Here is a 21814-nt window from a genome sequence, read left to right as displayed (position 1 = left end):
ATGAGGTTGGATATGACAACTCAAACCCAAGACAGTGATGTACTACTGACAATGACGGATGTCAGTAAGTCTTTCCCCGGTGTAAAAGCCCTTGATCACGCCAATCTAACAGTTCGTTCTCACTCTGTTCACGCCTTGATGGGCGAAAACGGGGCGGGTAAATCTACATTATTAAAATGCCTCTTCGGAATTTATGCAAAAGACGAAGGTGAAATTTTATTCTTAGGCAAACCTGTTGATTTTAAAACATCAAAAGAAGCCCTTGAAAATGGGATTTCAATGGTTCACCAAGAACTTAACTTGGTGCGTCAAACCAGTGTAATGGATAACCTATGGTTGGGTCGCTACCCACTTAAAGGTCCTTTTGTGGATCACGCCAAAATGTATCGTGATACCAAAGCGATTTTCGATGAATTGGATATTGATGTTGATCCAAGAGAAAAAGTGGCCAAACTTTCCGTTTCACAAATGCAGATGATCGAAATTGCGAAAGCGTTCTCTTATAACGCTAAAATCGTAATTATGGATGAGCCAACATCCTCACTTTCAGAAAAAGAAGTGGAACATCTTTTCAAAATTATTCAAAAATTAAAAGATCGCGGTTGTGGCATTATCTATATTTCACACAAAATGGATGAAATCTTCAAAATTTGTGATGAAATCACCATTCTTCGTGATGGTAAATGGATCAATACCGTTCAAGTTAAAGGCACCACCATGGAAGAAATTGTTTCAATGATGGTTGGCCGTGAATTAACACAACGTTTCCCCGAAAAAACTAACGTACCAAAAGAAATCACGCTTGAAGTGGAACATTTAACAGCAGTTAACCAACCTTCTATTCAAGATGTTTCCTTTAATTTACGCAAAGGTGAAATTTTAGGTATCGCAGGTCTTGTTGGTGCAAAACGAACCGATATTGTGGAAGCCATTTTTGGTGTGCGTGAATTAAAAGAAGGGACGATCAAACTCAACGGAAAAATCGTGAAAAATCATACCGCACTTGAGGCGATTAACCACGGTTTTGCTTTGGTGACTGAGGAACGTCGTTCAACCGGGATTTATTCAAACCTAAGTATTGAATTTAACTCTTTGATTTCAAATATGAAATCTTACCTCACCCCATTGGGGTTGCTCAGCAATAAAAAAATGGCGAGCGATACACAATGGGTGATTGATGCGATGAACGTGAAAACACCTTCTCACAAAACAACGATTGGATCGCTTTCTGGTGGTAACCAACAAAAAGTCATTATCGGCCGTTGGCTTTTAACCCAACCAGATATATTAATGCTCGACGAACCAACTCGTGGTATTGATATTGGGGCAAAATTTGAAATTTATCAGCTCATTCAAGAACTCGCTAAAAAAGATAAAGGCATCATTATGATTTCATCAGAAATGCCAGAACTATTAGGCGTAACAGACCGAATTTTGGTCATGAGTAATGGTCGTGTTGCCGGCATCGTTGAAACGGCAAAAACGTCCCAAGAAGAAATTTTGCAACTTGCCGCAAAATATTTATAAATCATAAAGGAACAAATTATGAGTGCCTTACCAAAAAATAAATCATTCGATTTCTTAAAACAAAATGCGATTTATTTTGTGTTGTTGATTTTACTTGGCATCATCATCGCACAAGATCCAACATTCTTGAATGTTCGCAACTTTAGTAACATTTTAACTCAATCATCCGTCCGTCTCATTATTGCCCTAGGTGTTGCAGGCTTGCTTATCACTCAAGGTACCGACTTATCTGCCGGTCGCCAAGTAGGTTTAGCAGCGGTTATTTCTGCTACCCTCTTGCAATCAATGGAAAACATGAACCGCGTGTTCCCGGATTTAGGTGAAATTCCTATTCCAGTAGTTATCCTGACTGTTTGTGCGGTAGGTGCTGTAATCGGCTTAGTGAATGGTTTAGTTATCGCTTATCTCAATGTAACCCCGTTCATTGCAACTATGGGTACCATGATCATCGTTTACGGTTTCAACTCACTTTATTATGATGGCGTGGGTGGCTCACCAATTGCAGGCTTCAGTGAATCTTTCTCTAACTTCGCACAAGGCTTCTTCAGACTTGGTTCGTTCAAATTATCCTACATCACTATTTATGCTGCAATTTGTGCATTCTTAGTATGGGTAATGTGGAATAAAACACGCTTCGGTAAAAATATCTTTGCTATCGGTGGTAACCCTGAAGCCGCAAAAGTATCTGGCGTAAACGTAGCGCGTAACCTTGTTGTGATTTACATGATTGCTGGTATGTTCTATGCATTCGGTGGTATGTTAGAAGCAGGTCGTATCGGTAGTGCGACCAACAACCTTGGTTTCATGTATGAATTAGATGCGATTGCTGCCTGCGTAGTAGGTGGTGTATCTTTCGCCGGTGGTGTGGGTACTGTTATCGGCGTAATCACTGGTGTTATCATCTTCACCGTTATTAACTACGGTTTAACTTACATCGGTGTAAACCCTTACTGGCAATATATCATTAAAGGTAGCATTATCATCCTCGCGGTTGCTATCGACTCCTTAAAATACGCGAAGAAAAAATAATTAAAAACAACGATAAAAATAACCGCACTTTAGTAATAAAGTGCGGTTTTATTTTGAGGTAAATTCTCAAAACAAAAAGCGAGCCTCTCAGCTCGCTTTTTTAATCGAATCGATTACTCGTATTCATCTAACCATTTCAACAAAATCGCTTCCAGAATACTCTCGTTAGATTTCATTGGATCATCATCAAAACCGTCTAGCTCACAAATCCATTTATGCAAATCCGTGAAACGTACTGTTTTAGGATCTAAATCTGGATTACGATCATAAAGCTCTTCTGCGATAAGTTGGGCATCAGTCCATTTCATTAGTGAGCCGCCTCATTCGCATGGTTAATATTATATTTAGGAATTTCCACCACTAAATCTTCATCGCCCACGACACATTGGCAAGAAAGGCGGCTATCCATTTCTAAGCCCCATGCTTTATCCAACATGTCTTCTTCTTGATCGGTAGCTTCATTTAATGAATCAAACCCTTCACGAATGACTACATGGCATGTTGTACAAGCACAAGAACCATCGCAAGCATGATGAATTTCAACGCCCGCATTATGTGCCACTTCTAATAAGTTGTCGCCTGCTGCTGCATCAACCACCATACCCTCTGGGCAGAATTCTTCATTCGGTAAAAAAATCACTTTTGGCATATTACTTTCCTCAATATAAAAAACTCGTTAATTTATAACCGCACTTTATTGCTCAATATCTGATACAGATTTACCTGTAAGCGCTTGATTAATGGATTTATTCATTCGTCTTGCCGCAAATTCTTGAGTCGCGACATCAAGGGCTTTGATTCCCTGAACGATAGCATGACGATCTGCGCCTTCTTTTACATCCATTAATTGTTTCAATGCATTTTCAATTTGGTGGAATTCAGCTTCGGTTAATAAGTCAGCCCCATCTTGTTGTAATGCCACAATCACGCTCTCAATCACACGATCAGCTTCAACACGTTGCTCAGCTAATTCACGGGCTTGCATATCATCTTGTGCATTATCAAAAGAAGCTTTAATCATTGCCGTTACTTCTTCATCTGTTAAGCCATAAGAAGGCTTAATTTGAATCGATGCTTGGACTTTAGTGGATTTTTCCATGGCGGTTACACTTAATAAGCCATCTGCATCCACTTGATAAGTCACTCGAATATGAGCCGCGCCTGCCACCATTGGCGGAATACCACGCAACGTAAAACGACCTAAAGAACGGCAATCATCCACTAACTCACGCTCACCTTGTACCACATGTACCGTCATCGCTGTTTGACCATCTTTAAAGGTGGTAAATTCTTGCGCGCGAGCCACTGGAATCGTGGTATTACGTGGAATGATTTTCTCCACTAAACCGCCCATGGTTTCAATACCTAAAGAAAGCGGCACCACATCGAGTAACAACATATCGCTGTCATTTTTGTTGCCCACTAAAATATCCGCTTGAATTGCCGCACCTAAGGCTACTACTTTATCTGGGTCAATCGAGGTTAATGGCGTTTTACCGAAGAATTCGCCTACTTGCTCACGTACGTAAGGCACGCGAGTTGAACCACCAACCATAACTACTTCTTGTACGTCTTCAGCTTCAATATGCGCATCTTTCAATGCACGACGACAGGTTAATAAAGAGCGTTTTACCAATGAGTGGATTAATTCATTGAATTGCTCACGACTTAACTCACCTTCAAATCCGCGCCAAGAAATGACCGTACTTTGCTCACTCGTTAAAGCAATTTTAGTCTGAGTCGCTAAGCTTAAAAGCTCACGCTGCTCATTTACATTTTGTGGTTGAATACCTGCTTGCTCAACAATCCAATCGGCAATTAAATGGTCAAAATCATCACCACCTAAGGCAGTATCCCCACCCGTTGCTAAAACTTCAAATACACCTTTAGATAAGCGTAAAATTGAGATATCAAAGGTACCGCCACCTAAGTCATACACAGCAATGACGCCTTCTTTTCCGCTATCTAAGCCATAAGCAACCGCTGCTGCAGTGGGTTCATTTAATAAACGTAATACATTCAACCCTGCAAGACGTGCTGCATCCTTCGTACTTTGGCGTTGAGCATCATCAAAATAAGCAGGGACAGTAATCACCACACCAGAAAGCTCACCTGCAAGGCGTTGTTCTGCAATATGATTTAAACGAGATAAAATATCCGCAGAGACTTCAATTGGGCTTTTTTTACCTTGATGCGTCACCAATAATGGCAAGCCATTTTCACTTGCCACAAACTCATAGGGTAAGTTTGTGTAACGTGATTGCACATCTGCAAGACTACGACCAATCAAACGTTTAACCGAAATAATCGTATTTTTAGGATCAATTGCAGCTTTGGCAAATGCTTCAGTACCCACAAGTTTTTCATTTTCACCATAATAAACGACTGAAGGGACAAGGCTTCTGTCTTGTTCATCATTCAAAATGGTTGCTTGACCGCTACGTACAGCGGCAACTAAAGAGTTTGTTGTACCTAAATCAATCCCTACCGCAAGACGATGTTGATGTGGTGCAGCCGTTTGTCCCGGCTCTGCAATTTGGAGTAATGCCATATCTCTTTTTATCTCTAATAATTAATTCGTTAAGGGCTCGCTATGCCACTGAATAAGCTTGTGCAAATTTATCTTGTTCGGTGAAACTTGCATTGTAATGCGTTTCAATGTTGACTTCGCGTCGTTCACGCTGATTAATCTCAGTCGTCTTATCTTCTGAAAGCTCTGGTGTAAAAACAATCATGTGGTTACCATCGAGTTGTTTTACATCTTCTTGCCAATTTTGCCAAAACAGATTTTGGTAAAATGCTTCAATGTCACCATTTAATGCCCAAGCCAAGAAATCCGTATAGGTAAAATTTAAATCATGCCAAGTTAAGTCTTTTGGCGAAAAATAATAAATCTTGCCAAGATTAGAACCTAAAGAACCACCATTTAAAGCAAAATAACCACCAATGACATCGTCTGCAACGAGCAAATATTTTGGTTTATCACCTGATTGATTAAAGGATTTGCTAAAATTCCAATCCATTAATCCACGGGGTAATTTAAAACTGCCTGACCCCAATATACGTAACCAGCCATGATGGATTAAAATGCCACCGGTTTCATAAATGACCGCTCCCATAGGAGAAGACGTTGGCATTTGCATGGTGAAAAGTTCACGTTCTGCACTAGATTGATCTTTTTTAATCACTTCACAATGATTACGAGCACGCTCAATCCATTGGGAAATGGTTCCCCACGCAGATTTTGAGGCATCAGTCAGTTGTTCTAAAGTTTGCATAATCGAGTTTCATTAGTATGAGGGCAATTACCCATTTATCAATAGCGAAAAGGGCGTATTAAACGCCCTCAAGATTATAATTCAAATAGACGTTCTTCTACTTGGCTAATTTCATCCGCCAATTTTTTTAGAAAACGTAATTTATCACAGAACTGTGCAGCAGTTGACCATTGTTGCTCATTTAGTTGTTCTTCAAGTGCGGTCAACATTTCTTTTGTTTCTTTTTTAACGCGTTTCGCAAAGGATTCTAATGCATTTTCATCCTGGCTTTGCTCAATGTTTTCGAGTTCTTCTCGCCATTCTAATTGCTGCATTAGGAATGCCATATCTTGTGTGCTCTTTTGCTCTAAATCCTGTGTTTCTCCCGTATTTAACGCAATAATTGCTTCTGCACGTAAAATTGGGTCTTTCAAGGTTTTTAATGCATCATTAACTTCTGTTGACTTTTGCATTGCGATACGTTGTTCTTGCGCATCTGCCGTAACAAAATTATCAGGGTGCAAGCTCTTTTGAAGCACTAAATAGCGTTCAGACAAAAGGGCTTGATCAACATTAAAAGCAACGGGCAAATCAAAAATAGCAAAAGGATTTGTCATTTCTATTCCTTAAACGTGGAAACTCTCACCACAACCACAAGATTCTTTCACGTTCGGGTTGTTATATTTAAAGCCTTCATTCAAGCCTTCTTTAACGTAATCTAGCTCAATGCCATTTAAATAAACCAAGCTTTTTGGATCGACGATAACTTTCACGCCATACTGCTCAAAAACAAGATCGTCATCATTGAGCACATCAACGAATTCAAGCACATAGCCTAAACCCGAACAACCTGATGTTTTCACACCTAAGCGTAAACCGATGCCTTTTCCACGATTTTCAAGAAAAGTACGAACTCGTTGCGCCGCTTTTTCAGTGAGTGTTATAGACATATTCTGATCCTTAAATTGATAAAGTGCGGTCATTTTCGACCGCACTTTTGATTACTTACCTTGTTTATTTTTGTAGTCAGCAATAGCGGCTTTAATTGCGTCTTCTGCTAAGATTGAGCAATGAACTTTTACCGGTGGTAATTCAAGTTCTTCCGCAATTTGGCTGTTTTTGATTGCACCTGCTTCATCTAAAGATTTGCCTTTTACCCACTCGGTAATTAAAGAGCTAGAAGCAATCGCAGAACCACAACCATAAGTTTTGAATTTTGCATCTTCAATAATACCGCTGTCATTTACTTTAATTTGTAACTGCATAACATCACCGCAAGCTGGCGCACCCACCATGCCGGTGCCCACAGAATTATCTTTTTTGTCCATTGAACCAACATTGCGTGGATTTTCGTAATGATCGATAACTTTTTCGCTGTATGCCATATTATTTTCCTTTCCTAAATAAGTTGCTATCAGGCGGTCAAGCCGCCTTGAAAATTAGTGGGCTGCCCACTCAATAGTATTTAAATCAATGCCTTCTTTGAACATATCCCAAAGTGGGGATAATTCACGAAGTTTCGCTACTGCACCATGCATTAAATTAATGGTGTAATCAATTTCTTCTTCAGTGGTCCAACGACCAAGCGTGAAACGAATTGAGCTATGTGCCAATTCATCATTACGACCTAATGCACGTAATACATAAGATGGCTCTAAACTTGCAGACGTACAAGCAGAACCAGAAGATACTGCGATATCACGTAATGCCATCATTAATGACTCACCTTCAACATAGTTAAAGCTGATATTCAAATTATTCGCTACGCGGTGTTCCATTGAACCATTTACATAGGTTTCTTCAATGTCTTTAAGACCATTGTATAAACGATCGCGCAATGCTCGGATACGTGGCATTTCAGTATCCATTTCTTCTTTTGCAATGCGATATGCTTCACCCATACCAACGATTTGGTGTACTGGTAATGTACCTGAACGCATACCACGTTCGTGACCACCGCCATGGATGATCGCTTCTAAACGAACACGCGGTTTACGGCATACATATAATGCACCAATCCCTTTTGGTCCGTACAATTTGTGGCTAGACATTGACATTAAATCAACCTGTAATTCCGCGAGATTGATTTCGACTTTACCTACACTTTGTGTTGCATCTACGTGGAAAATGGTTTTGTTTGCACGGCAAAGCTCACCAATTGCTTTAATATCTTGAATTACGCCAATCTCATTATTTACATGCATGATTGACACAACAATTGTGTCTGGACGCAATGCTGCTTTAAATTTCTCAAGATCGATTAAACCATCTTCTTCTGGATCTAAATAAGTGACTTCAAAGCCTTCACGCTCTAACTGACGACAAGTATCCAATACGGCTTTGTGTTCAGTTTTGCAAGTAATAATGTGTTTACCTTTTGTTTGATAAAAGTGCGCTGCACCTTTAATTGCAAGGTTATCTGCTTCTGTTGCGCCAGAAGTAAATACGATCTCACGTGAGTCTGCGCCAATCAAATCCGCAATTTGATTACGTGCAATATCAACGGCTTCTTCAGCTTGCCAGCCAAATTTATGTGAACGAGATGCTGGATTACCGAATACACCATCAATGGTTAAATATTCCATCATTTTTTTAGCCACACGTTCATCAACTGGACATGTTGCTGCATAATCTAAATAAATTGGTAATTTCATTTTCACTCCTAAATAACTACCAAAAATGCCATCATTTTGACCGCACTTTGATCTACTTTCCCATTATTGGTTGATTACAATTAAGTCATCAAAATCTTTGTGAGCTTTATGCTTTCCAGCTTTTTTCTCTACAAGCTCAGCTAATGTAATCTCATCTAAAAAATCAGAAATGCGATCACTTAAATCTTGCCATAATGTATGAGTTAAACACTCTACTCCGCCTTTGCAATTTCCTTTACCAAGGCATCTTGTGACATTAATGTTCTCATTTACGGCTGAAATCACCATACCGATAGAAATTTGATCAGTTGGTAACGCTAAACGATAGCCACCACCTGGGCCGCGAACGCTTTTTACTAATCCTCCTCGACGCAATTTGGCAAATAATTGCTCAAGATAAGAAAGTGAAATATTTTGACGTTCTGAGATATCCGCTAAACAAACTGGGTTTGTTCCTGCGTGTAATGCGATATCTAAAATTGCGGTAACCGCATATCGTCCTTTAGATGTTAGTTTCATAAAGCATCCCTATAAATCGCCATCTAGGTAGTTTACCTATCTGACTATGATAGTCAATTTTACTCTTTTTGCAGATTAAGGCGTTTTTCAATCGCACTTAACATTCCTCGCAAAATATTTAATTCATTTTTTTCTAGAGAAGAACGGTTATAAAGTCGTCTTAACTTTTGTATAACCCCTTGATTTTGAATAAAACCAAGAGACTGATACACCTGTTCCGTATGAGCAAAAAAATACTCCATTTCTTGTGCTGTTGGATAGATATCTTCTATCGTTGAAAGTGTACTTTCCGTTTTATTTTTTGTTAAAAATGCCATGCGCATTTCATAACTTACCAACTGTACTGCCATCGCTAAATTAAGCGAAGAATATTCAGGGTTAGCAGGGATATTTAAATGATAATGACATTTAAGTAATTCTTCATTTGTGAGCCCAACACGCTCACGACCAAACACGATCGCTACTTGCCCTTGATGTGTACTGGCTTTCTCTGCACACTCTCTTGGCTCAATAAGCGTACTCTGTAAATGACGTAATCTTGCACTCGTACCAATCACTAATGAGCAATCTTCTATTGCTTGTTCAAAAGTATCAACAATGTGGGCATTACGCACGACATCATCAGCACCTGCTGCTAATGCAATAGATTGCTCATCCACTGATTTTGGTGAGACCAAATAAAGATTGGATAATCCCATTGTTTTCATCGCACGCGCCGCTGAACCGATGTTCCCGCTATGTGATGTTTCAACCAAAACAATTCGAATATTTTGTAACATTTTATGCCCGACTTAAATTTGTGGATATTCTACCATAATAACCGCCAAATATAGTCAAGAATTTTGAAAATATTTTAATTTTTTGTAAATTTTTTAACAAATAGGAGGAATAAGATGTTGACTGGTGGGCTGTGAGAGGCTCGAACTCTCGACCGACGGATTAAGAGTCCGCTGCTCTACCAACTGAGCTAACAACCCAACCGGTTAAATAATGATCTTTAAATAGATGGTGGGTCGTGAAGGATTCGAACCTTCGACCAACGGATTAAAAGTCCGCTGCTCTACCGACTGAGCTAACGACCCATTTGGGAATTCTTCGAAATAAAAGTGGTGGGTCGTGAAGGATTCGAACCTTCGACCAACGGATTAAAAGTCCGCTGCTCTACCGACTGAGCTAACGACCCACATCATTTCGTAACAGGTGCGTATATTACCGATTTTATTTTCTGACGCAAGAAAAATCTGAAGAAATTGTGTTAATTGCGTGAATACTCGTCAATTTCTGACAATATCTTAGAACAAATAAAAAAGGAGAGTATTTCTACTCTCCCTTTTTCTAAGAATCAAAATTCTCTAAAAATTAGTATGCTAACACTGCACGACGGTTTTTAGAGTATGCTGCTTCATCGTGACCTAACACTGCAGGTTTTTCTTCACCGTAAGAAACAGTTGATACTTTACCAGCGTCAACACCTTTACCAGCTAAGAAACCTTTAACTGCATCAGCACGACGTTGACCTAAAGCGATGTTGTACTCTGGAGTACCACGTTCGTCAGTGTTACCTTCAACAACAACTTTAGAAGCTGGAGTTGCATTTAAGTATGCAGCGTGAGCATCTAAGATTTGAACGTATTCACCTTCGATGTTGAATTTGTCGAAACCGAAGTAAACGGTGTTGTAACGTTGTTGAAGATCTTCAACAGAGTAACCACCGAAAGTTTGACCGTTGTTAGCACCGTTGCCTGCTGCATCGTTATTTGATGAGCTACATGCTGCTAATGCAGCTACTGAACCAGCAACTAATAATGATTTAACAAATTTGTTCATTAGATTTCTCCTCAATGAGTTTTTTTATTTAGTCAAGTATGGAGACCAAGCTGGAAATTTCACTTGGCCATTACTTCCTGGAAGACTCGCTTTAAAGCGACCATCTGCAGAAACTAATTGTAACACCTTTCCTAGCCCTTGTGTAGAGCTGTAAATAATCATGATACCGTTAGGAGAAATACTTGGGCTTTCACCTAAGAAAGATGTACTTAATACTTCAGAACTACCGCTGGTGAGATCTTGTTTCACTACGTTGTTATTACCGTTGATCATCACGAGTGTTTTACCATCACTACTGATTTGCGCACTACCGCGACCACCAACTGGCGATGCACCACCACCGCTTGCGCTCATGCGATAAACTTGTGGTGAACCACCTCTATCTGAAGTAAAGAGAATTGAGCTACCATCTGGAGACCATGATGGCTCTGTATTATTACCCGCACCGCGAGTTAATTGAGTCGGTGTACCACCATTTGAGCTCATTACATAGATGTTTAATAAACCATCTTGTGAAGAAGCAAATGCGAGTTTAGAACCGTCCGGAGAGAATGCTGGCGCACCGTTATGTCCTGGGAAAGAAGCAACCACTTTACGAGAACCTGAACCTAAGTCTTGTACAACAAGTTGTGATTTTTTGTTCTCAAAAGATACATACGCTAAACGTTTACCATCTGGAGACCATGCTGGAGACATAATTGGTTGTGAGCTACGATTTACGATGAATTGATTGTAACCATCATAATCTGCTACACGAACTTCATAAGGTTGTGAACCACCATTTTTTTGCACTACATAAGCAATACGTGTTCTGAATGCACCACGAATACCGGTTAATTTTTCAAATACTTCATCACTCACAGTATGTGCACCGTAACGCAACCATTTATTAGTCACTGTATAGCTATTTTGTGCAAGCACTGCACCTGGTGTACCTGATGCTCCCACAGTATCAACTAACTGATAAGAAATATTATAACCGCTACCAGTTGATGTTACTTGACCTACCACAACAGCATCAATACCTAAAGCTGTCCAAGCTTCTGGTTTCACTTCTGCTGCAGTCGTTGGTTGTTGTGGCATTTGGCTTACTGGAATTGGGTTAAATTTACCACTATTACGTAAGTCATCCGCAACAATTTGACCAATATTTTCAGGTGCAGAACCTGCGAAAGGAACAACTGCGATAGGACGAGCGCCATCAACACCTTCATCAATCACAATTCGCACTTCATCTTCTGCCATTGCGGTGCTTGCAAATGCAAACATCACCACAAATAGCCCCATAACACGTTTGATCAATTTCATTTAATCACCTTATTTTAACGTTGTTACTTTCTTAAAACCGATTATCGAGCATTGATATCAAAATCGATAGTCGGCGCTTTATATTTCTCATAAATAGCATCAGATGGTGCAGCTGGAACTTTTTTCGTTCTCGCTACCGCACTTAATGCTGCTGTACAAATATCATCAGGTCCAGAAACGCGTTGGTAGCCTAGAATAGTACCATCTCGACCGAGTTGGATTTTAATGCTACAAACTTTACCGGCAAAGCTTGGATCTTTTAAGAAGCGGCGTTGAATTTCACGCTTAATTACACCTGCATATTGGTCACCGACTTTGCCACCGTCTCCAGCTCCAAGTCCAGCACCACTACCTTGTGTACCACCTTTATTCGCATTGCCACCTTTAGATGCGCTACCACCACCGATGTCACCACCATTCATGAAATCATCTAAAGCTGCTTGATCCGCTTTACGTTTTGCTGCATCTGCTTTTGCTTTCGCTTCTGCATCTGCCTTAGCTTTTGCTTCAGCCTTCGCTTTCGCCTCTGCATCTGCTTTCGCTTTTGCATCAGCCTCAGCTTTTGCTTTAGCCTTAGCATCTGCTTCTGCTTTGGCTTTAGCATCTGCTTCTGCCTTAGCCTTCGCTTTTGCTTCAGCATCGGCTTTCGCTTTTGCCTCAGCCTTGGCTTTAGCATCTGCTTCAGCTTTTTCTTTCGCTTTTTGAGCTTCGGCTTGTGCTTTAGCTTTTGCCTCTTCCTCAGCCTGTTTAGCGGCTGCCGCTAAACGTTTTGCCTCTGCATCAGCTTTTAATTTCGCTGCTTCAGCCGCTTGTTTTGCTTTCGCTTCTTCAGCTTGTTTCTGCTTTTCTAACGCCTCTTGACGAGCAAGTTCTTGTTGCTGTTTTTGCTTTTCAATTTCTTGCTGCTTTTGTTTTTCAAGTTCTTTTTGACGTTGAATTTCCTGCTGACGCTTAATCTCTTCTTGTTTCGCAATTTCTTGCTGATTTGGTTCAGGTTCAGGCTCTGGTTTTTTCTCTTCGACTACAGGTTCTGGTTTTTTCTGTTTATCAGTTTGACCTTTTTTCTGTTGTTGAATACGTCCCCATTCCTGCGCAGCGCTGCCAGTATCAACCATCACAGCTCCCATGGCATCACCTTCACCTTCTCCACCACCCATTATTTCAACGGTTTGATAAAGAGAGCTCCAAATCAACAAAGCAAACAATGCAAGGTGCATCGCAATAGAGATGACAAACTCATTTGCACGTTTTTTTCGTCGATTATTCTGCACGGTTTTACCTACTTATTCTTAAATCGGGTTGGTCATTAAACCCACAGACTTAATGCCGGCAAGATGTAGTAAATTCAGTGCTTTAATCACTTCTTCATAAGGTACATCTTTTGCTCCGCCCACTAAGAACATTGTGTTATTGTCTTTATCAAATTCTTGTTTTGATAATTGGGTTACCATTTCTTCGTTAAGGCCTTCTTGGCGTTGACCACCAATAGAAATAGAATACTGCCCTACACCCGCTACTTCTAAGATAACCGGTGTTTTATCTTCATTTGATACATTTTGACTTTGCACCGAATCAGGGAGTTCCACTTGAACGCTCTGACTGATAATCGGCGCGGTTGCCATAAAAATTAACACCAAAACTAAAAGAACATCGAGAAATGGCACGATGTTAATTTCAGATTTAATGTCTTTACGCTGACGACGAGCCATAATTTCCTCTAAAACTTCGCTAAAATCCACCGCACTTTTTTAATTTATCAAGTTCGGTCAATTTTTCATTTATTTTTAATGGGGCGCTTTACCAAAAGCTTGACGATGTAAAATTGTGGTGAATTCATCAATGAAGTTACCATAATTTTGTTCAATCGCATTAACACGTAAGCTTAAACGGTTATACGCCATTACAGCTGGAATCGCCGCAAACAAACCGATTGCTGTTGCGATCAAGGCTTCTGCGATACCTGGAGCAACCATTTGTAATGTTGCTTGTTTCGCACCACTTAATGCCATAAATGCGTGCATGATCCCCCAAACGGTACCAAATAAACCAATATATGGACTGACAGAAGCCACTGTTGCTAAGAAGGGTACACGACTTTCAAGCGCTTCTACTTCACGATTCATCGCAAGGTTCATCGCACGAGTGGTACCTTTAATGATTGCTTCTGGGGCATCTGCGTTCACTTGTTTTAAGCGAGAGAATTCTTTAAAACCAACAAAGAAAATTTGTTCGCTACCAGTTAATACTTCACGACGATTAGATAAACCATCATAAAGTTTATTTAAATCTTCACCAGACCAGAAACGATCTTCAAAAGTATTCGCTTCTTTTAACGCACTCGTCAAAATACGGCTACGTTGAATGATGATTGCCCAAGAAATAATTGAGAACGAAATCAAGATCACAATTACAAGTTGAACAACGATACTCGCTTTTAGAAAAAGATCTAAAAAGTTCAATTCTGCAGTCATTGCATACTCCGAAAAGTTATTTACTTTAAAAATGCCGCTTTTAATTCTTCAGGAATTGCGACAGGTTTCATTTTGCCTAGATCAACACAGGCTACCTTTACAGTAGCCTTCGATAACACCACTGCCTCACGAACTAACCGCTGTTCAAAGAGAATTGTTGCTCCTTTCGCTGCCGTTATTTCCGTTTCGACAATAAGATAATCATCCAATTTTGCCGGAATACAATAGTCAATAGACATGGTTTTGACCACAAAAGCTAACTGTTGTTCCTGCAATAATGATTGTTGGGAAAAATTAAGCGTTCTTAAATATTCAGTTCGCGCACGCTCAAAGAAATGTAAGTAACGTGCGTGATACACTACTCCGCCAGCATCCGTGTCCTCATAATAGACACGAACCGGAAAGGTAAAACATTGGTTATTCAAAATAATGCTCAAATTATCAGCCATAACAAGCCGGTTATTTTAAAACCTGTTTATTAGATGTGCAAGCTCCAAATAATAATATTTGTCTATCGTTCTTATAAAAACCAATGCTGAACAATGGCAATTATTGTGGTGAAATAACCAATAAATGGCAAGAAAACTAGCTGCCATATTGCTCGGCGAATGTCGAATCCGATACCGTGGATCCACAAATTAATCAATCCCCAAAAAATCGCAAGAATCCAAGCTGGATGTGCAGTACGAAGTGCGGTCGAAAATTGATTTAAATTTAAAAAGAAAGCCGCGGTTAAAAATAATGCTAAAATAAACGAAAGGGTTCGCAAGGAACCCTTATTGCTTAATTGATAGAGTGAATTAATCATCATTACTCGTCAAATTTACCTGACTTTTCTTTGCCAATGGTTAATTTAGCACTCACCATAACTGCAGCCAACACACCCACTACCCAAATTACATATAACATATTGTTTCTCCTTAGTATAATGAGTTTTTGTTGTCTTCAACAAAGCTTTCATCCAAGCGACCAAACATTTTGTAGTATGACCAAATGGTGTAAAGCAATGAGATGGTAACAAATACTAGTGCCAAGTAGAACATTAAGGTTAATGTTAATTCACTTGACGTTGCATCCCACATTAACAAGCTTTGTTCTGGATGAGTACTTGAAGGCATTACAAATGGGAACATTGATACTGCCGCAGTAATAATCACACCAGCCATGGTTAATACAGAGAAGAAGAACGCAAAACCACAACGATTTGCTTTAGATGCAATCACATTTAATAATGCACCAACCACAGCTAATACTGGGAATGCCCATAAAGCTGGATTTTCATTGAAGTTTTTGAACCATGCACCTGCCTCAACTGCCACTTGTTTACCTGAAGCTGGCGCTGATGCCGCAAAGTGATCAATCGTGCTAGTCGCCACATAACCGTCTTTGAAAGAAAGCCACACACCTGCAAGCACAAAAGTAATTAATGTCACTAATGCACCGATTTGTGTAATTGCTCTTGCGCGATCACGCAATGCAGCTGTGGTTTTCATTTGTAACCAGTTTGCACCGTGAGTCACTAACATTGCAAGGCTTAACACACCGCAAAGTAATGCGAATGGGTTTAATAATGCAAAGAAAGAACCTGTGTAAGTTGCTTGTGAAAGCTCGTTTAATTCGAATGGTACACCTTGTAATAAATTACCAAATGCTACACCGAATACTAATGCAGGTACAAAACCACCCGCAAATAAGCCCCAATCCCACACAGCACGCCATGTTGGATTATCAATTTTCGCACGATATTCAAAACCAATTGGACGGAAGAATAACGCAGCTAACACAAGGAATAAGGCAATATAGAAGCCTGAAAACGCCACAGAATAAACAATCGGCCATGCCGCAAAGATTGCACCACCAGCAGTTAATAACCAAACTTGGTTACCATCCCAGTGTGGAGCAATAGAGTTAATCATAATACGTCTTTCTACTTCTTTCTTACCTGCTACGGGTAAAAGTGCGGTCACGCCCATATCGAATCCATCTGTTACAGAGAAACCGATAAGCAATACGATAACTAGCACCCACCAAATAATACGTAGAATTTCATAATCAAGCATAATTCATCTCCTGCTTATTTAGATGATTGCTCAAAATAGTATTTGCCAGTTTTCAATGCACTTGGACCTAAACGTGCATATTTAAACATCAAATACATTTCCGCAATAATGAAGAAGAAGTAAAGCACACAAATTAAACCGATAGAGAACCATAAGTCACCTACACTTAAGTTAGAGGCAGACACACCTACCGGTAATACTTCATAAATCGCCCACGGTTGACGACCAAACTCAGCTAAGAACCAACCAAATTCAATCGCTAAGAATGGTAATGGAATTCCCCAAAGCAATGCTTTAAGTAATAAGCGAGAAGATGTCACTTTGTTACGTAAATTTTGAACAAATGCACCAAAGGTCAGTAAAATAATTAAACCACCTGCCGCTAACATACCACGGAACGCCCAGAAGTTAGGACCTACGTTTGGAATAGTATCACGTGCTGCTTGTTTAATTTGTTCATCCGTTGCATCTACAACTTTATCTGTGTAACGTTTTAATAATAAACCGAAACCTAAATCACCTTTGACTTCATCAAATTTTGCTTTAGTTTCTGGATTTACTTGGCCTGCTGATTTTTTCTCTGCTTTTAATTGTGTGAATAAATCATAAGCAACCATACCGTTACGAACACGACCTTCATTTTTTGCTTGAATTTCTTTCAAACCAACGATTTCAGTGTCTAAAGAACGCGTTGCAATTAAACCACCTAAATATGGGATTTCAATCGCAAAATCATTTTTCATTTCTGCAGTATTTGGAATCGCCACTGGGTGGAATGGGGCTGGTGCAGGATGAGTTTCAAACTCAGCTTCCATTGCAGCTAATTTCACAGGTTGTGCTTTACCGATGTCGTAACCTGATTCATCACCCATAATTAATACTGCTGATGCAGCGATAAAGCCAAAGGTTGCAGCAACAGAGAATGAACGTTTAGCAAAACCAATATCACGGCCTTTTAATAAATAGAATGCACTAATACCTAATACAAACATTGCACCGGTTGAATAACCTGCTGTTAATGTATGTAAGAATTTACTTTGAGCAACTGGGTTTAACCAAAGATCTAAGAAGCTGGTCATCTCCATACGAACGGTTTCAAAGTTAAATTCTGCCGCTACCGGATGTTGCATCCAACCATTTGCCACTAAAATCCACATTGCAGAAAGGTTTGAACCAAAGGCTACGCAGTAAGTTGCGAGTAAGTGTTTACCTTTAGTTAAACGATCCCAACCGAAGAAGAATAGACCCACGAAAGTGGATTCTAAGAAGAATGCAAGTAATGCTTCGATCGCTAATGGTGCACCGAAAATATCACCTACATAGTGAGAATAATAAGACCAGTTTGTCCCGAATTGGAACTCCATAATAATACCGGTCGTTACCCCTAGAGCAAAGTTAATACCAAATAACTTACCCCAGAATTTAGTCATATCTTTATATACTTCTTTGCCCGTTTTAACATAAATGGTTTCCATGATCACAAGAACGAAAGATAAACCTAATGTTAATGGTACAAAAATGAAGTGATATAACGCAGTTAACGCAAACTGCAAGCGTGAGAGATCAACAACGTCTAACATCTCAACTCCTTGTATAAATCTACAAGATTTTCACTTTATGATTACCAAGGATAATCCCAAATAATCACCCCAAACTACTCAACAAAAATCGTTAAGAAACATTGAATTATTTACGTAATAATTGCCTTTTCTATTTTCAAAACAGAATGCAGTAACCGATTACAATATAAACATTCAAAATTTTGCCCTATTCTACTACTATTTATGAGGATAAAAAATAGAAAAAACCGTTATATTGATCACATTTTTTGATATAAGTTACAAAATACCCTATTCAGCGTAACTATAGCGAAATTGATCTACATCAAATCTTGCATATTTATCTTGAATGAAAAAATTTATCTCTATCACAAGGAAACTTTATCGAAAAGAAATAGACAAAATAACCACTAGACAGGGCGACAAGATTTTGCTATTTTTTAGCCCAATAATATTTGGAAAGATTTGTAGGGATTTACAATGAAAAAAATTTATGTAATTTTGACCGCACTTTTCGGTTCGATGGCACTATCTGCCACTGCAGCACCTATTACAGAAAACAAAGCTGCTCTTCCACAACAATGTACACAGTTATTTAAAGAAACAGAAAATTTGATTGCTCAAGCAGAAAAACAGCCTGGCACTCACACTCAAGTAGGTAAAATCAAAAGTAAACTTAATCAAAGCAAACAGCAAATTCTCGAGATGGAATTAGCGACTCAACAAAAAAGCTGTGATGTGGGTTTAGCAAGATTAAATAGCATGAAGAGCTATACTGAAGGAACTAACTAAGCAGGTTTCAAAAAGAAAGGACATATTGATATCAATATGTCCTTTTTTCTATCTCTTATTCTGACGGCTTCTGAAGTCCGAAGTGTCGATAAGTTAACGAGGTCGCAATTCGGCCTCGAGGCGTACGCTGTAAAAATCCTTGTTGAATCAAGTAAGGTTCTAAAACATCCTCGATAGTGTCTCGTTCTTCACCTATTGCTGCAGCCAAGTTATCTAACCCAACTGGTCCACCATCAAAACGTTCAATCACTGCGGTAAGCAATTTTCTATCTAAGTAATCAAAGCCCGCATCATCTACATCTAACATTGAAAGCGCTTGCTTCGCAATGTCTGCCGATATAATGCCATCATTACGCACATCAGCAAAATCTCGAACGCGACGCAACAAACGATTTGCAATGCGAGGCGTGCCACGTGAACGACGAGCGACTTCAAAAGCGGCTTTATCTTCTAATTCCAGGTTTAAGCAAGAGGCACTTCTTGTCACAATAGAAGTTAAATCTTCAACGGAATAAAATTCTAAACGCTGAACAATACCAAAACGATCACGCAATGGTGAAGTTAAAGAACCCGCTCGAGTTGTTGCACCAATTAATGTGAAAGGTGGTAAATCTAATTTAATTGAGCGTGCAGCAGGGCCTTCACCGATCATAATATCCAGCTGATAATCTTCCATTGCTGGATAAAGCACTTCTTCAATCGCTGGGGAAAGACGGTGAATTTCATCAATAAATAACACATCATGGGGTTCAAGATTGGTCAGCATTGCCGCTAAATCTCCAGCTTTTTCAAGCACAGGACCTGATGTGGTGCGAATATTCACACCCATTTCATTCGCCACAATATTAGCTAGCGTCGTTTTTCCTAAGCCTGGAGGGCCGAAGATCAAAAGATGATCTAAGGCATCTTGACGTAATTTCGCCGCCTTAATGAAAATATCCATCTGCTCTTGCACTTGTGGCTGTCCCACATAGTCCGCTAAAAGCTTTGGACGAATCGCACGATCGATGACATCTTCATCTATCTTTGCCTGACTGCTAATAATTCTATCTGCTTCGATCATATCTGTTTAATCTTTATAATGCGGCTTTTAAGGCTTCGCGAATTAATTGCTCACTGCTCAAGTCAGCTTTAGCTACTTTTTTCACCATTTTTTCAGCATCGGTTGGTTTATAGCCTAACGCAATCAGCGCAGCAACTGCTTCATCAGCTGAGCTCTCCGCTTGACGCAATTCTGAAGTCGAAGGAATATGCTTGCTCTCCACAAAGAAATCACTTTGGCGAACATCTTTAAACTTCCCTTTTAACTCTACCAATAAACGTTCAGCCGTTTTCTTGCCCACACCAGGAATTTTAACTAATTTTGACAGTTCTTCTCGCTCAATAGCATAAGCAAACTGCTCTACTGACATAGCTGATAAAATCGCGAGTGCCAATTTAGGACCAACACCATTAGTTTTAATTAATTCACGGAATAAAGTGCGGTCAGTTTTTTGGGCGAATCCAAAAAGAAGATGAGCATCTTCACGCACAACAAGATGGGTAAATAAAGTGGTTTCTTGCCCGATTTCTGGTAAGTCATAAAAACTGGTCATTGGTAACAATAATTCGTAACCGACGCCTTGTACATCAAGCAAAATTTCAGGTGGTTGTTTTTCTAATAAGATGCCTTTTAAACGACCGATCATAAGATTTCCATGTAAAAAATTTTTTGCATAGAATAAAATAAAACTGGATATTAATCCAGTTAAATTTTTAATCTAAATCGACCTCGGCTGTACCTTGTTTTTAAAAGTGCGGTCATTTTTTCGTGTGTTTCTGTGGTTTTGACCGAGCCTGCAATATGCAAGGAATGTTGAATGGTATGAGCATGAGTGATCGCAATGGCTAAAGCATCTGCTGCATCAGCTTGTGGTTTATCTGAAAGCTTCAAAATTCGTGTCACCATGTCTTGAACTTGAACTTTATCTGCAGAACCAATCCCAACGACAGTCTGTTTCACCAAACGAGCGGCATATTCAAATACCGGTAAATCATGGTTCACGGCTGCCACAATCGCTGTACCACGCGCTTGCCCCAGTTTTAAAGCTGAATCTGCATTTTTAGCCATAAACACTTGTTCAATAGCAAACATATCGGGCTGAAATTGCGTGATGATTTCTGTCACGCCAGCATAAATTCGTTTTAAGCGTGTAGGTAAATCCTCTACCTGCGTGCGGATTGCTCCACTACCGAGATATTCTAAATGCCGACCATTTTGTCTAATCACACCATAGCCTGTTACACGAGAACCTGGGTCAATGCCTAAAATAATACTCATAAATTCTCAAAAATAAACGGCCGGTCAATGCCGGCCGTTTTTAGCGTTAATTATTGGTTTGCTTTTGCAGTTGCTTTTGCATCTACATCACAGTTTTTCACAACAATTTTGTCTGCTTTTTTGCCTTTAATTAAAAGATTTACTGGCACAACAGAATCAAATTTATCTAAAGTTAAACCACTGTCTACGTTCCAAACATATTTGCCAGAAGTAAATGAAGTGAAGTCTTTTTGGGCTGCATCACGAGCAAAATCTTTCGCGATAACTTTGTTACCCACCATCACCATTGCTGCTGTTGGCTCTTGGTTTTCGAATTGATAAACTGCAGTTACAGTTTTCTTGTTACAAGTATAAACTACTGTTTTATCCGTTACAGTAGGGGTTGCCATTTGTTCCGCCTTGTTTTCCATTTTTGGTGCATCGCTTGCACATGCTGATAAAACAACAAGAGCGGCCATTGCTGGTAATACTTTAGCAAATTTCATTATAAA

The 21814-nt window shown here is 39.5% G+C and carries 27 protein-coding genes and 3 tRNA genes; 3 read left to right on the top strand and 27 right to left on the bottom strand.

The window, feature by feature from the left end:
* Positions 1-12: 12 nt before the first annotated feature.
* Positions 13-1527 carry a galactose/methyl galactoside ABC transporter ATP-binding protein MglA gene (gene mglA / locus O3746_RS04595; RefSeq protein ID WP_371447899.1) on the top strand — a complete coding sequence of 505 codons (1515 nt, stop codon included), beginning with the start codon at positions 13-15 and terminating at the stop codon, positions 1525-1527.
* Positions 1528-1545: 18 nt separating this feature from the next.
* Positions 1546-2556 (top strand): galactose/methyl galactoside ABC transporter permease MglC, encoded by a 1011-nt coding sequence (gene mglC, locus O3746_RS04590; RefSeq protein ID WP_049373959.1) that lies wholly within the window; start codon positions 1546-1548, stop codon positions 2554-2556.
* Between the two features lie 113 nt (positions 2557-2669).
* Here mglC and iscX read toward each other — a convergent pair whose 3' ends face one another.
* The 23 genes from iscX to O3746_RS04475 all read right to left on the bottom strand — a co-directional run bounded on the left by iscX (position 2670) and on the right by O3746_RS04475 (position 18232).
* On the bottom strand, positions 2670-2864 hold the full coding sequence (iscX, locus tag O3746_RS04585; protein WP_049366368.1) for a Fe-S cluster assembly protein IscX: 195 nt from the start codon (positions 2862-2864) through the stop codon (positions 2670-2672).
* On the bottom strand, positions 2864-3205 hold the full coding sequence (gene fdx / locus O3746_RS04580) for an ISC system 2Fe-2S type ferredoxin (protein ID WP_197541766.1): 342 nt from the start codon (positions 3203-3205) through the stop codon (positions 2864-2866). Before fdx ends, iscX begins: the two co-directional genes overlap by 1 nt.
* 45 nt (positions 3206-3250) lie before the next feature.
* On the bottom strand, positions 3251-5107 hold the full coding sequence (gene hscA, locus O3746_RS04575; protein WP_371447898.1) for a Fe-S protein assembly chaperone HscA: 1857 nt from the start codon (positions 5105-5107) through the stop codon (positions 3251-3253).
* A gap of 40 nt (positions 5108-5147) precedes the next feature.
* Entirely contained in the window at positions 5148-5834 is a 687-nt protein-coding gene (locus tag O3746_RS04570) for a DUF2625 domain-containing protein (protein WP_371447897.1), read from the bottom strand.
* 74 nt (positions 5835-5908) lie between these two features.
* Positions 5909-6430, bottom strand: coding sequence for a Fe-S protein assembly co-chaperone HscB (hscB, locus tag O3746_RS04565; RefSeq protein WP_371447896.1), 522 nt, complete (start codon positions 6428-6430; stop codon positions 5909-5911).
* A 9-nt stretch (positions 6431-6439) separates the two neighbouring features.
* Positions 6440-6763 carry an iron-sulfur cluster assembly protein IscA gene (gene iscA / locus O3746_RS04560; protein WP_371447895.1) on the bottom strand — a complete coding sequence of 108 codons (324 nt, stop codon included), beginning with the start codon at positions 6761-6763 and terminating at the stop codon, positions 6440-6442.
* Between the two features lie 51 nt (positions 6764-6814).
* Entirely contained in the window at positions 6815-7198 is a 384-nt protein-coding gene (iscU, locus tag O3746_RS04555) for a Fe-S cluster assembly scaffold IscU (RefSeq protein WP_005696665.1), read from the bottom strand.
* A gap of 54 nt (positions 7199-7252) precedes the next feature.
* Entirely contained in the window at positions 7253-8467 is a 1215-nt protein-coding gene (locus tag O3746_RS04550) for an IscS subfamily cysteine desulfurase (protein WP_049366738.1), read from the bottom strand.
* A gap of 63 nt (positions 8468-8530) precedes the next feature.
* Positions 8531-8986, bottom strand: coding sequence for a Fe-S cluster assembly transcriptional regulator IscR (iscR, locus tag O3746_RS04545; RefSeq protein ID WP_049364500.1), 456 nt, complete (start codon positions 8984-8986; stop codon positions 8531-8533).
* Between the two features lie 59 nt (positions 8987-9045).
* Entirely contained in the window at positions 9046-9765 is a 720-nt protein-coding gene (trmJ, locus tag O3746_RS04540) for a tRNA (cytosine(32)/uridine(32)-2'-O)-methyltransferase TrmJ (protein ID WP_371447894.1), read from the bottom strand.
* Between the two features lie 122 nt (positions 9766-9887).
* A tRNA-Lys gene (locus O3746_RS04535) sits at positions 9888-9963 on the bottom strand.
* A gap of 29 nt (positions 9964-9992) precedes the next feature.
* Positions 9993-10068: transfer RNA gene (locus O3746_RS04530), tRNA-Lys, on the bottom strand.
* Positions 10069-10093: 25 nt separating this feature from the next.
* Positions 10094-10169, bottom strand: a tRNA-Lys gene (locus O3746_RS04525).
* Between the two features lie 176 nt (positions 10170-10345).
* Positions 10346-10813, bottom strand: a complete 468-nt coding sequence (gene pal / locus O3746_RS04520; protein ID WP_005696669.1) for a peptidoglycan-associated lipoprotein Pal — start codon at positions 10811-10813, stop codon at positions 10346-10348.
* Positions 10814-10837: 24 nt separating this feature from the next.
* Positions 10838-12121, bottom strand: a complete 1284-nt coding sequence (gene tolB / locus O3746_RS04515; RefSeq protein ID WP_049366381.1) for a Tol-Pal system beta propeller repeat protein TolB — start codon at positions 12119-12121, stop codon at positions 10838-10840.
* Positions 12122-12162: 41 nt separating this feature from the next.
* Positions 12163-13392 (bottom strand): cell envelope integrity protein TolA, encoded by a 1230-nt coding sequence (gene tolA, locus O3746_RS04510; protein WP_371447893.1) that lies wholly within the window; start codon positions 13390-13392, stop codon positions 12163-12165.
* A gap of 18 nt (positions 13393-13410) precedes the next feature.
* Complete coding sequence (tolR, locus tag O3746_RS04505; RefSeq protein ID WP_032803822.1) at positions 13411-13830, bottom strand: colicin uptake protein TolR; 420 nt, start codon at positions 13828-13830, stop codon at positions 13411-13413.
* 75 nt (positions 13831-13905) lie between these two features.
* A complete protein-coding gene (gene tolQ / locus O3746_RS04500) occupies positions 13906-14592 on the bottom strand; it encodes a protein TolQ (protein WP_005696675.1) in 687 nt (228 codons plus the stop codon).
* A 20-nt stretch (positions 14593-14612) separates the two neighbouring features.
* Entirely contained in the window at positions 14613-15041 is a 429-nt protein-coding gene (gene ybgC / locus O3746_RS04495) for a tol-pal system-associated acyl-CoA thioesterase (RefSeq protein WP_005697099.1), read from the bottom strand.
* 71 nt (positions 15042-15112) lie between these two features.
* Positions 15113-15400, bottom strand: a complete 288-nt coding sequence (gene ybgE, locus O3746_RS04490) for a cyd operon protein YbgE (protein WP_014064910.1) — start codon at positions 15398-15400, stop codon at positions 15113-15115.
* A gap of 2 nt (positions 15401-15402) precedes the next feature.
* Complete coding sequence (locus O3746_RS04485) at positions 15403-15501, bottom strand: cytochrome bd oxidase small subunit, CydX/CbdX family (protein ID WP_101494276.1); 99 nt, start codon at positions 15499-15501, stop codon at positions 15403-15405.
* A gap of 11 nt (positions 15502-15512) precedes the next feature.
* Positions 15513-16652, bottom strand: a complete 1140-nt coding sequence (gene cydB, locus O3746_RS04480) for a cytochrome d ubiquinol oxidase subunit II (RefSeq protein ID WP_371447892.1) — start codon at positions 16650-16652, stop codon at positions 15513-15515.
* Between the two features lie 14 nt (positions 16653-16666).
* Positions 16667-18232: a cytochrome ubiquinol oxidase subunit I gene (locus O3746_RS04475; RefSeq protein WP_049366384.1), complete on the bottom strand. Its 1566-nt coding sequence runs from the start codon at positions 18230-18232 to the stop codon at positions 16667-16669.
* A gap of 459 nt (positions 18233-18691) precedes the next feature.
* Here O3746_RS04475 and O3746_RS04470 point away from each other — a divergent pair, with 459 nt between their 5' ends.
* Positions 18692-19003: a DUF5339 domain-containing protein gene (locus tag O3746_RS04470; protein WP_371447891.1), complete on the top strand. Its 312-nt coding sequence runs from the start codon at positions 18692-18694 to the stop codon at positions 19001-19003.
* A gap of 55 nt (positions 19004-19058) precedes the next feature.
* Here the strand turns inward: O3746_RS04470 and ruvB are convergent, their stop codons facing one another.
* From ruvB to O3746_RS04450, 4 genes are read right to left on the bottom strand one after another with little or no spacing between them, the layout of a single operon-like run.
* Positions 19059-20066 carry a Holliday junction branch migration DNA helicase RuvB gene (gene ruvB, locus O3746_RS04465; RefSeq protein WP_371447890.1) on the bottom strand — a complete coding sequence of 336 codons (1008 nt, stop codon included), beginning with the start codon at positions 20064-20066 and terminating at the stop codon, positions 19059-19061.
* Between the two features lie 13 nt (positions 20067-20079).
* Positions 20080-20691 (bottom strand): Holliday junction branch migration protein RuvA, encoded by a 612-nt coding sequence (gene ruvA, locus O3746_RS04460; RefSeq protein WP_049368011.1) that lies wholly within the window; start codon positions 20689-20691, stop codon positions 20080-20082.
* A gap of 59 nt (positions 20692-20750) precedes the next feature.
* Positions 20751-21323 carry a crossover junction endodeoxyribonuclease RuvC gene (gene ruvC, locus O3746_RS04455; protein ID WP_005697069.1) on the bottom strand — a complete coding sequence of 191 codons (573 nt, stop codon included), beginning with the start codon at positions 21321-21323 and terminating at the stop codon, positions 20751-20753.
* A gap of 50 nt (positions 21324-21373) precedes the next feature.
* Complete coding sequence (locus tag O3746_RS04450; RefSeq protein WP_049369189.1) at positions 21374-21808, bottom strand: hypothetical protein; 435 nt, start codon at positions 21806-21808, stop codon at positions 21374-21376.
* Positions 21809-21814: the final 6 nt, after the last annotated feature.

The organism is Haemophilus sp. 27098_8_127, from assembly GCF_041433495.1.
In the GTDB taxonomy this organism is placed as follows: Bacteria; Pseudomonadota; Gammaproteobacteria; order Enterobacterales; family Pasteurellaceae; genus Haemophilus_D.
The sequence above is the reverse complement of the archived record's forward strand: the minus strand, read 5'-3'. Positions and strand labels throughout refer to the sequence as shown.

What these genes read in the sequence shown, in the direction of transcription:
- mglA (WP_371447899.1), top strand. Translation starts at nt 13, where the DNA reads ATGACAACTCAAACCCAAGACAGTGATGTACTACTGACAATGACGGAT.
- mglC (WP_049373959.1), top strand. Translation starts at nt 1,546, where the DNA reads ATGAGTGCCTTACCAAAAAATAAATCATTCGATTTCTTAAAACAAAAT.
- iscX (WP_049366368.1), bottom strand. Translation starts at nt 2,864, where the DNA reads ATGAAATGGACTGATGCCCAACTTATCGCAGAAGAGCTTTATGATCGT.
- fdx (WP_197541766.1), bottom strand. Translation starts at nt 3,205, where the DNA reads ATGCCAAAAGTGATTTTTTTACCGAATGAAGAATTCTGCCCAGAGGGT.
- hscA (WP_371447898.1), bottom strand. Translation starts at nt 5,107, where the DNA reads ATGGCATTACTCCAAATTGCAGAGCCGGGACAAACGGCTGCACCACAT.
- O3746_RS04570 (WP_371447897.1), bottom strand. Translation starts at nt 5,834, where the DNA reads ATGCAAACTTTAGAACAACTGACTGATGCCTCAAAATCTGCGTGGGGA.
- hscB (WP_371447896.1), bottom strand. Translation starts at nt 6,430, where the DNA reads ATGACAAATCCTTTTGCTATTTTTGATTTGCCCGTTGCTTTTAATGTT.
- iscA (WP_371447895.1), bottom strand. Translation starts at nt 6,763, where the DNA reads ATGTCTATAACACTCACTGAAAAAGCGGCGCAACGAGTTCGTACTTTT.
- iscU (WP_005696665.1), bottom strand. Translation starts at nt 7,198, where the DNA reads ATGGCATACAGCGAAAAAGTTATCGATCATTACGAAAATCCACGCAAT.
- O3746_RS04550 (WP_049366738.1), bottom strand. Translation starts at nt 8,467, where the DNA reads ATGAAATTACCAATTTATTTAGATTATGCAGCAACATGTCCAGTTGAT.
- iscR (WP_049364500.1), bottom strand. Translation starts at nt 8,986, where the DNA reads ATGAAACTAACATCTAAAGGACGATATGCGGTTACCGCAATTTTAGAT.
- trmJ (WP_371447894.1), bottom strand. Translation starts at nt 9,765, where the DNA reads ATGTTACAAAATATTCGAATTGTTTTGGTTGAAACATCACATAGCGGG.
- pal (WP_005696669.1), bottom strand. Translation starts at nt 10,813, where the DNA reads ATGAACAAATTTGTTAAATCATTATTAGTTGCTGGTTCAGTAGCTGCA.
- tolB (WP_049366381.1), bottom strand. Translation starts at nt 12,121, where the DNA reads ATGAAATTGATCAAACGTGTTATGGGGCTATTTGTGGTGATGTTTGCA.
- tolR (WP_032803822.1), bottom strand. Translation starts at nt 13,830, where the DNA reads ATGGCTCGTCGTCAGCGTAAAGACATTAAATCTGAAATTAACATCGTG.
- tolQ (WP_005696675.1), bottom strand. Translation starts at nt 14,592, where the DNA reads ATGACTGCAGAATTGAACTTTTTAGATCTTTTTCTAAAAGCGAGTATC.
- ybgC (WP_005697099.1), bottom strand. Translation starts at nt 15,041, where the DNA reads ATGGCTGATAATTTGAGCATTATTTTGAATAACCAATGTTTTACCTTT.
- ybgE (WP_014064910.1), bottom strand. Translation starts at nt 15,400, where the DNA reads ATGATTAATTCACTCTATCAATTAAGCAATAAGGGTTCCTTGCGAACC.
- O3746_RS04485 (WP_101494276.1), bottom strand. Translation starts at nt 15,501, where the DNA reads ATGTTATATGTAATTTGGGTAGTGGGTGTGTTGGCTGCAGTTATGGTG.
- cydB (WP_371447892.1), bottom strand. Translation starts at nt 16,652, where the DNA reads ATGCTTGATTATGAAATTCTACGTATTATTTGGTGGGTGCTAGTTATC.
- O3746_RS04475 (WP_049366384.1), bottom strand. Translation starts at nt 18,232, where the DNA reads ATGTTAGACGTTGTTGATCTCTCACGCTTGCAGTTTGCGTTAACTGCG.
- O3746_RS04470 (WP_371447891.1), top strand. Translation starts at nt 18,692, where the DNA reads ATGAAAAAAATTTATGTAATTTTGACCGCACTTTTCGGTTCGATGGCA.
- ruvB (WP_371447890.1), bottom strand. Translation starts at nt 20,066, where the DNA reads ATGATCGAAGCAGATAGAATTATTAGCAGTCAGGCAAAGATAGATGAA.
- ruvA (WP_049368011.1), bottom strand. Translation starts at nt 20,691, where the DNA reads ATGATCGGTCGTTTAAAAGGCATCTTATTAGAAAAACAACCACCTGAA.
- ruvC (WP_005697069.1), bottom strand. Translation starts at nt 21,323, where the DNA reads ATGAGTATTATTTTAGGCATTGACCCAGGTTCTCGTGTAACAGGCTAT.
- O3746_RS04450 (WP_049369189.1), bottom strand. Translation starts at nt 21,808, where the DNA reads ATGAAATTTGCTAAAGTATTACCAGCAATGGCCGCTCTTGTTGTTTTA.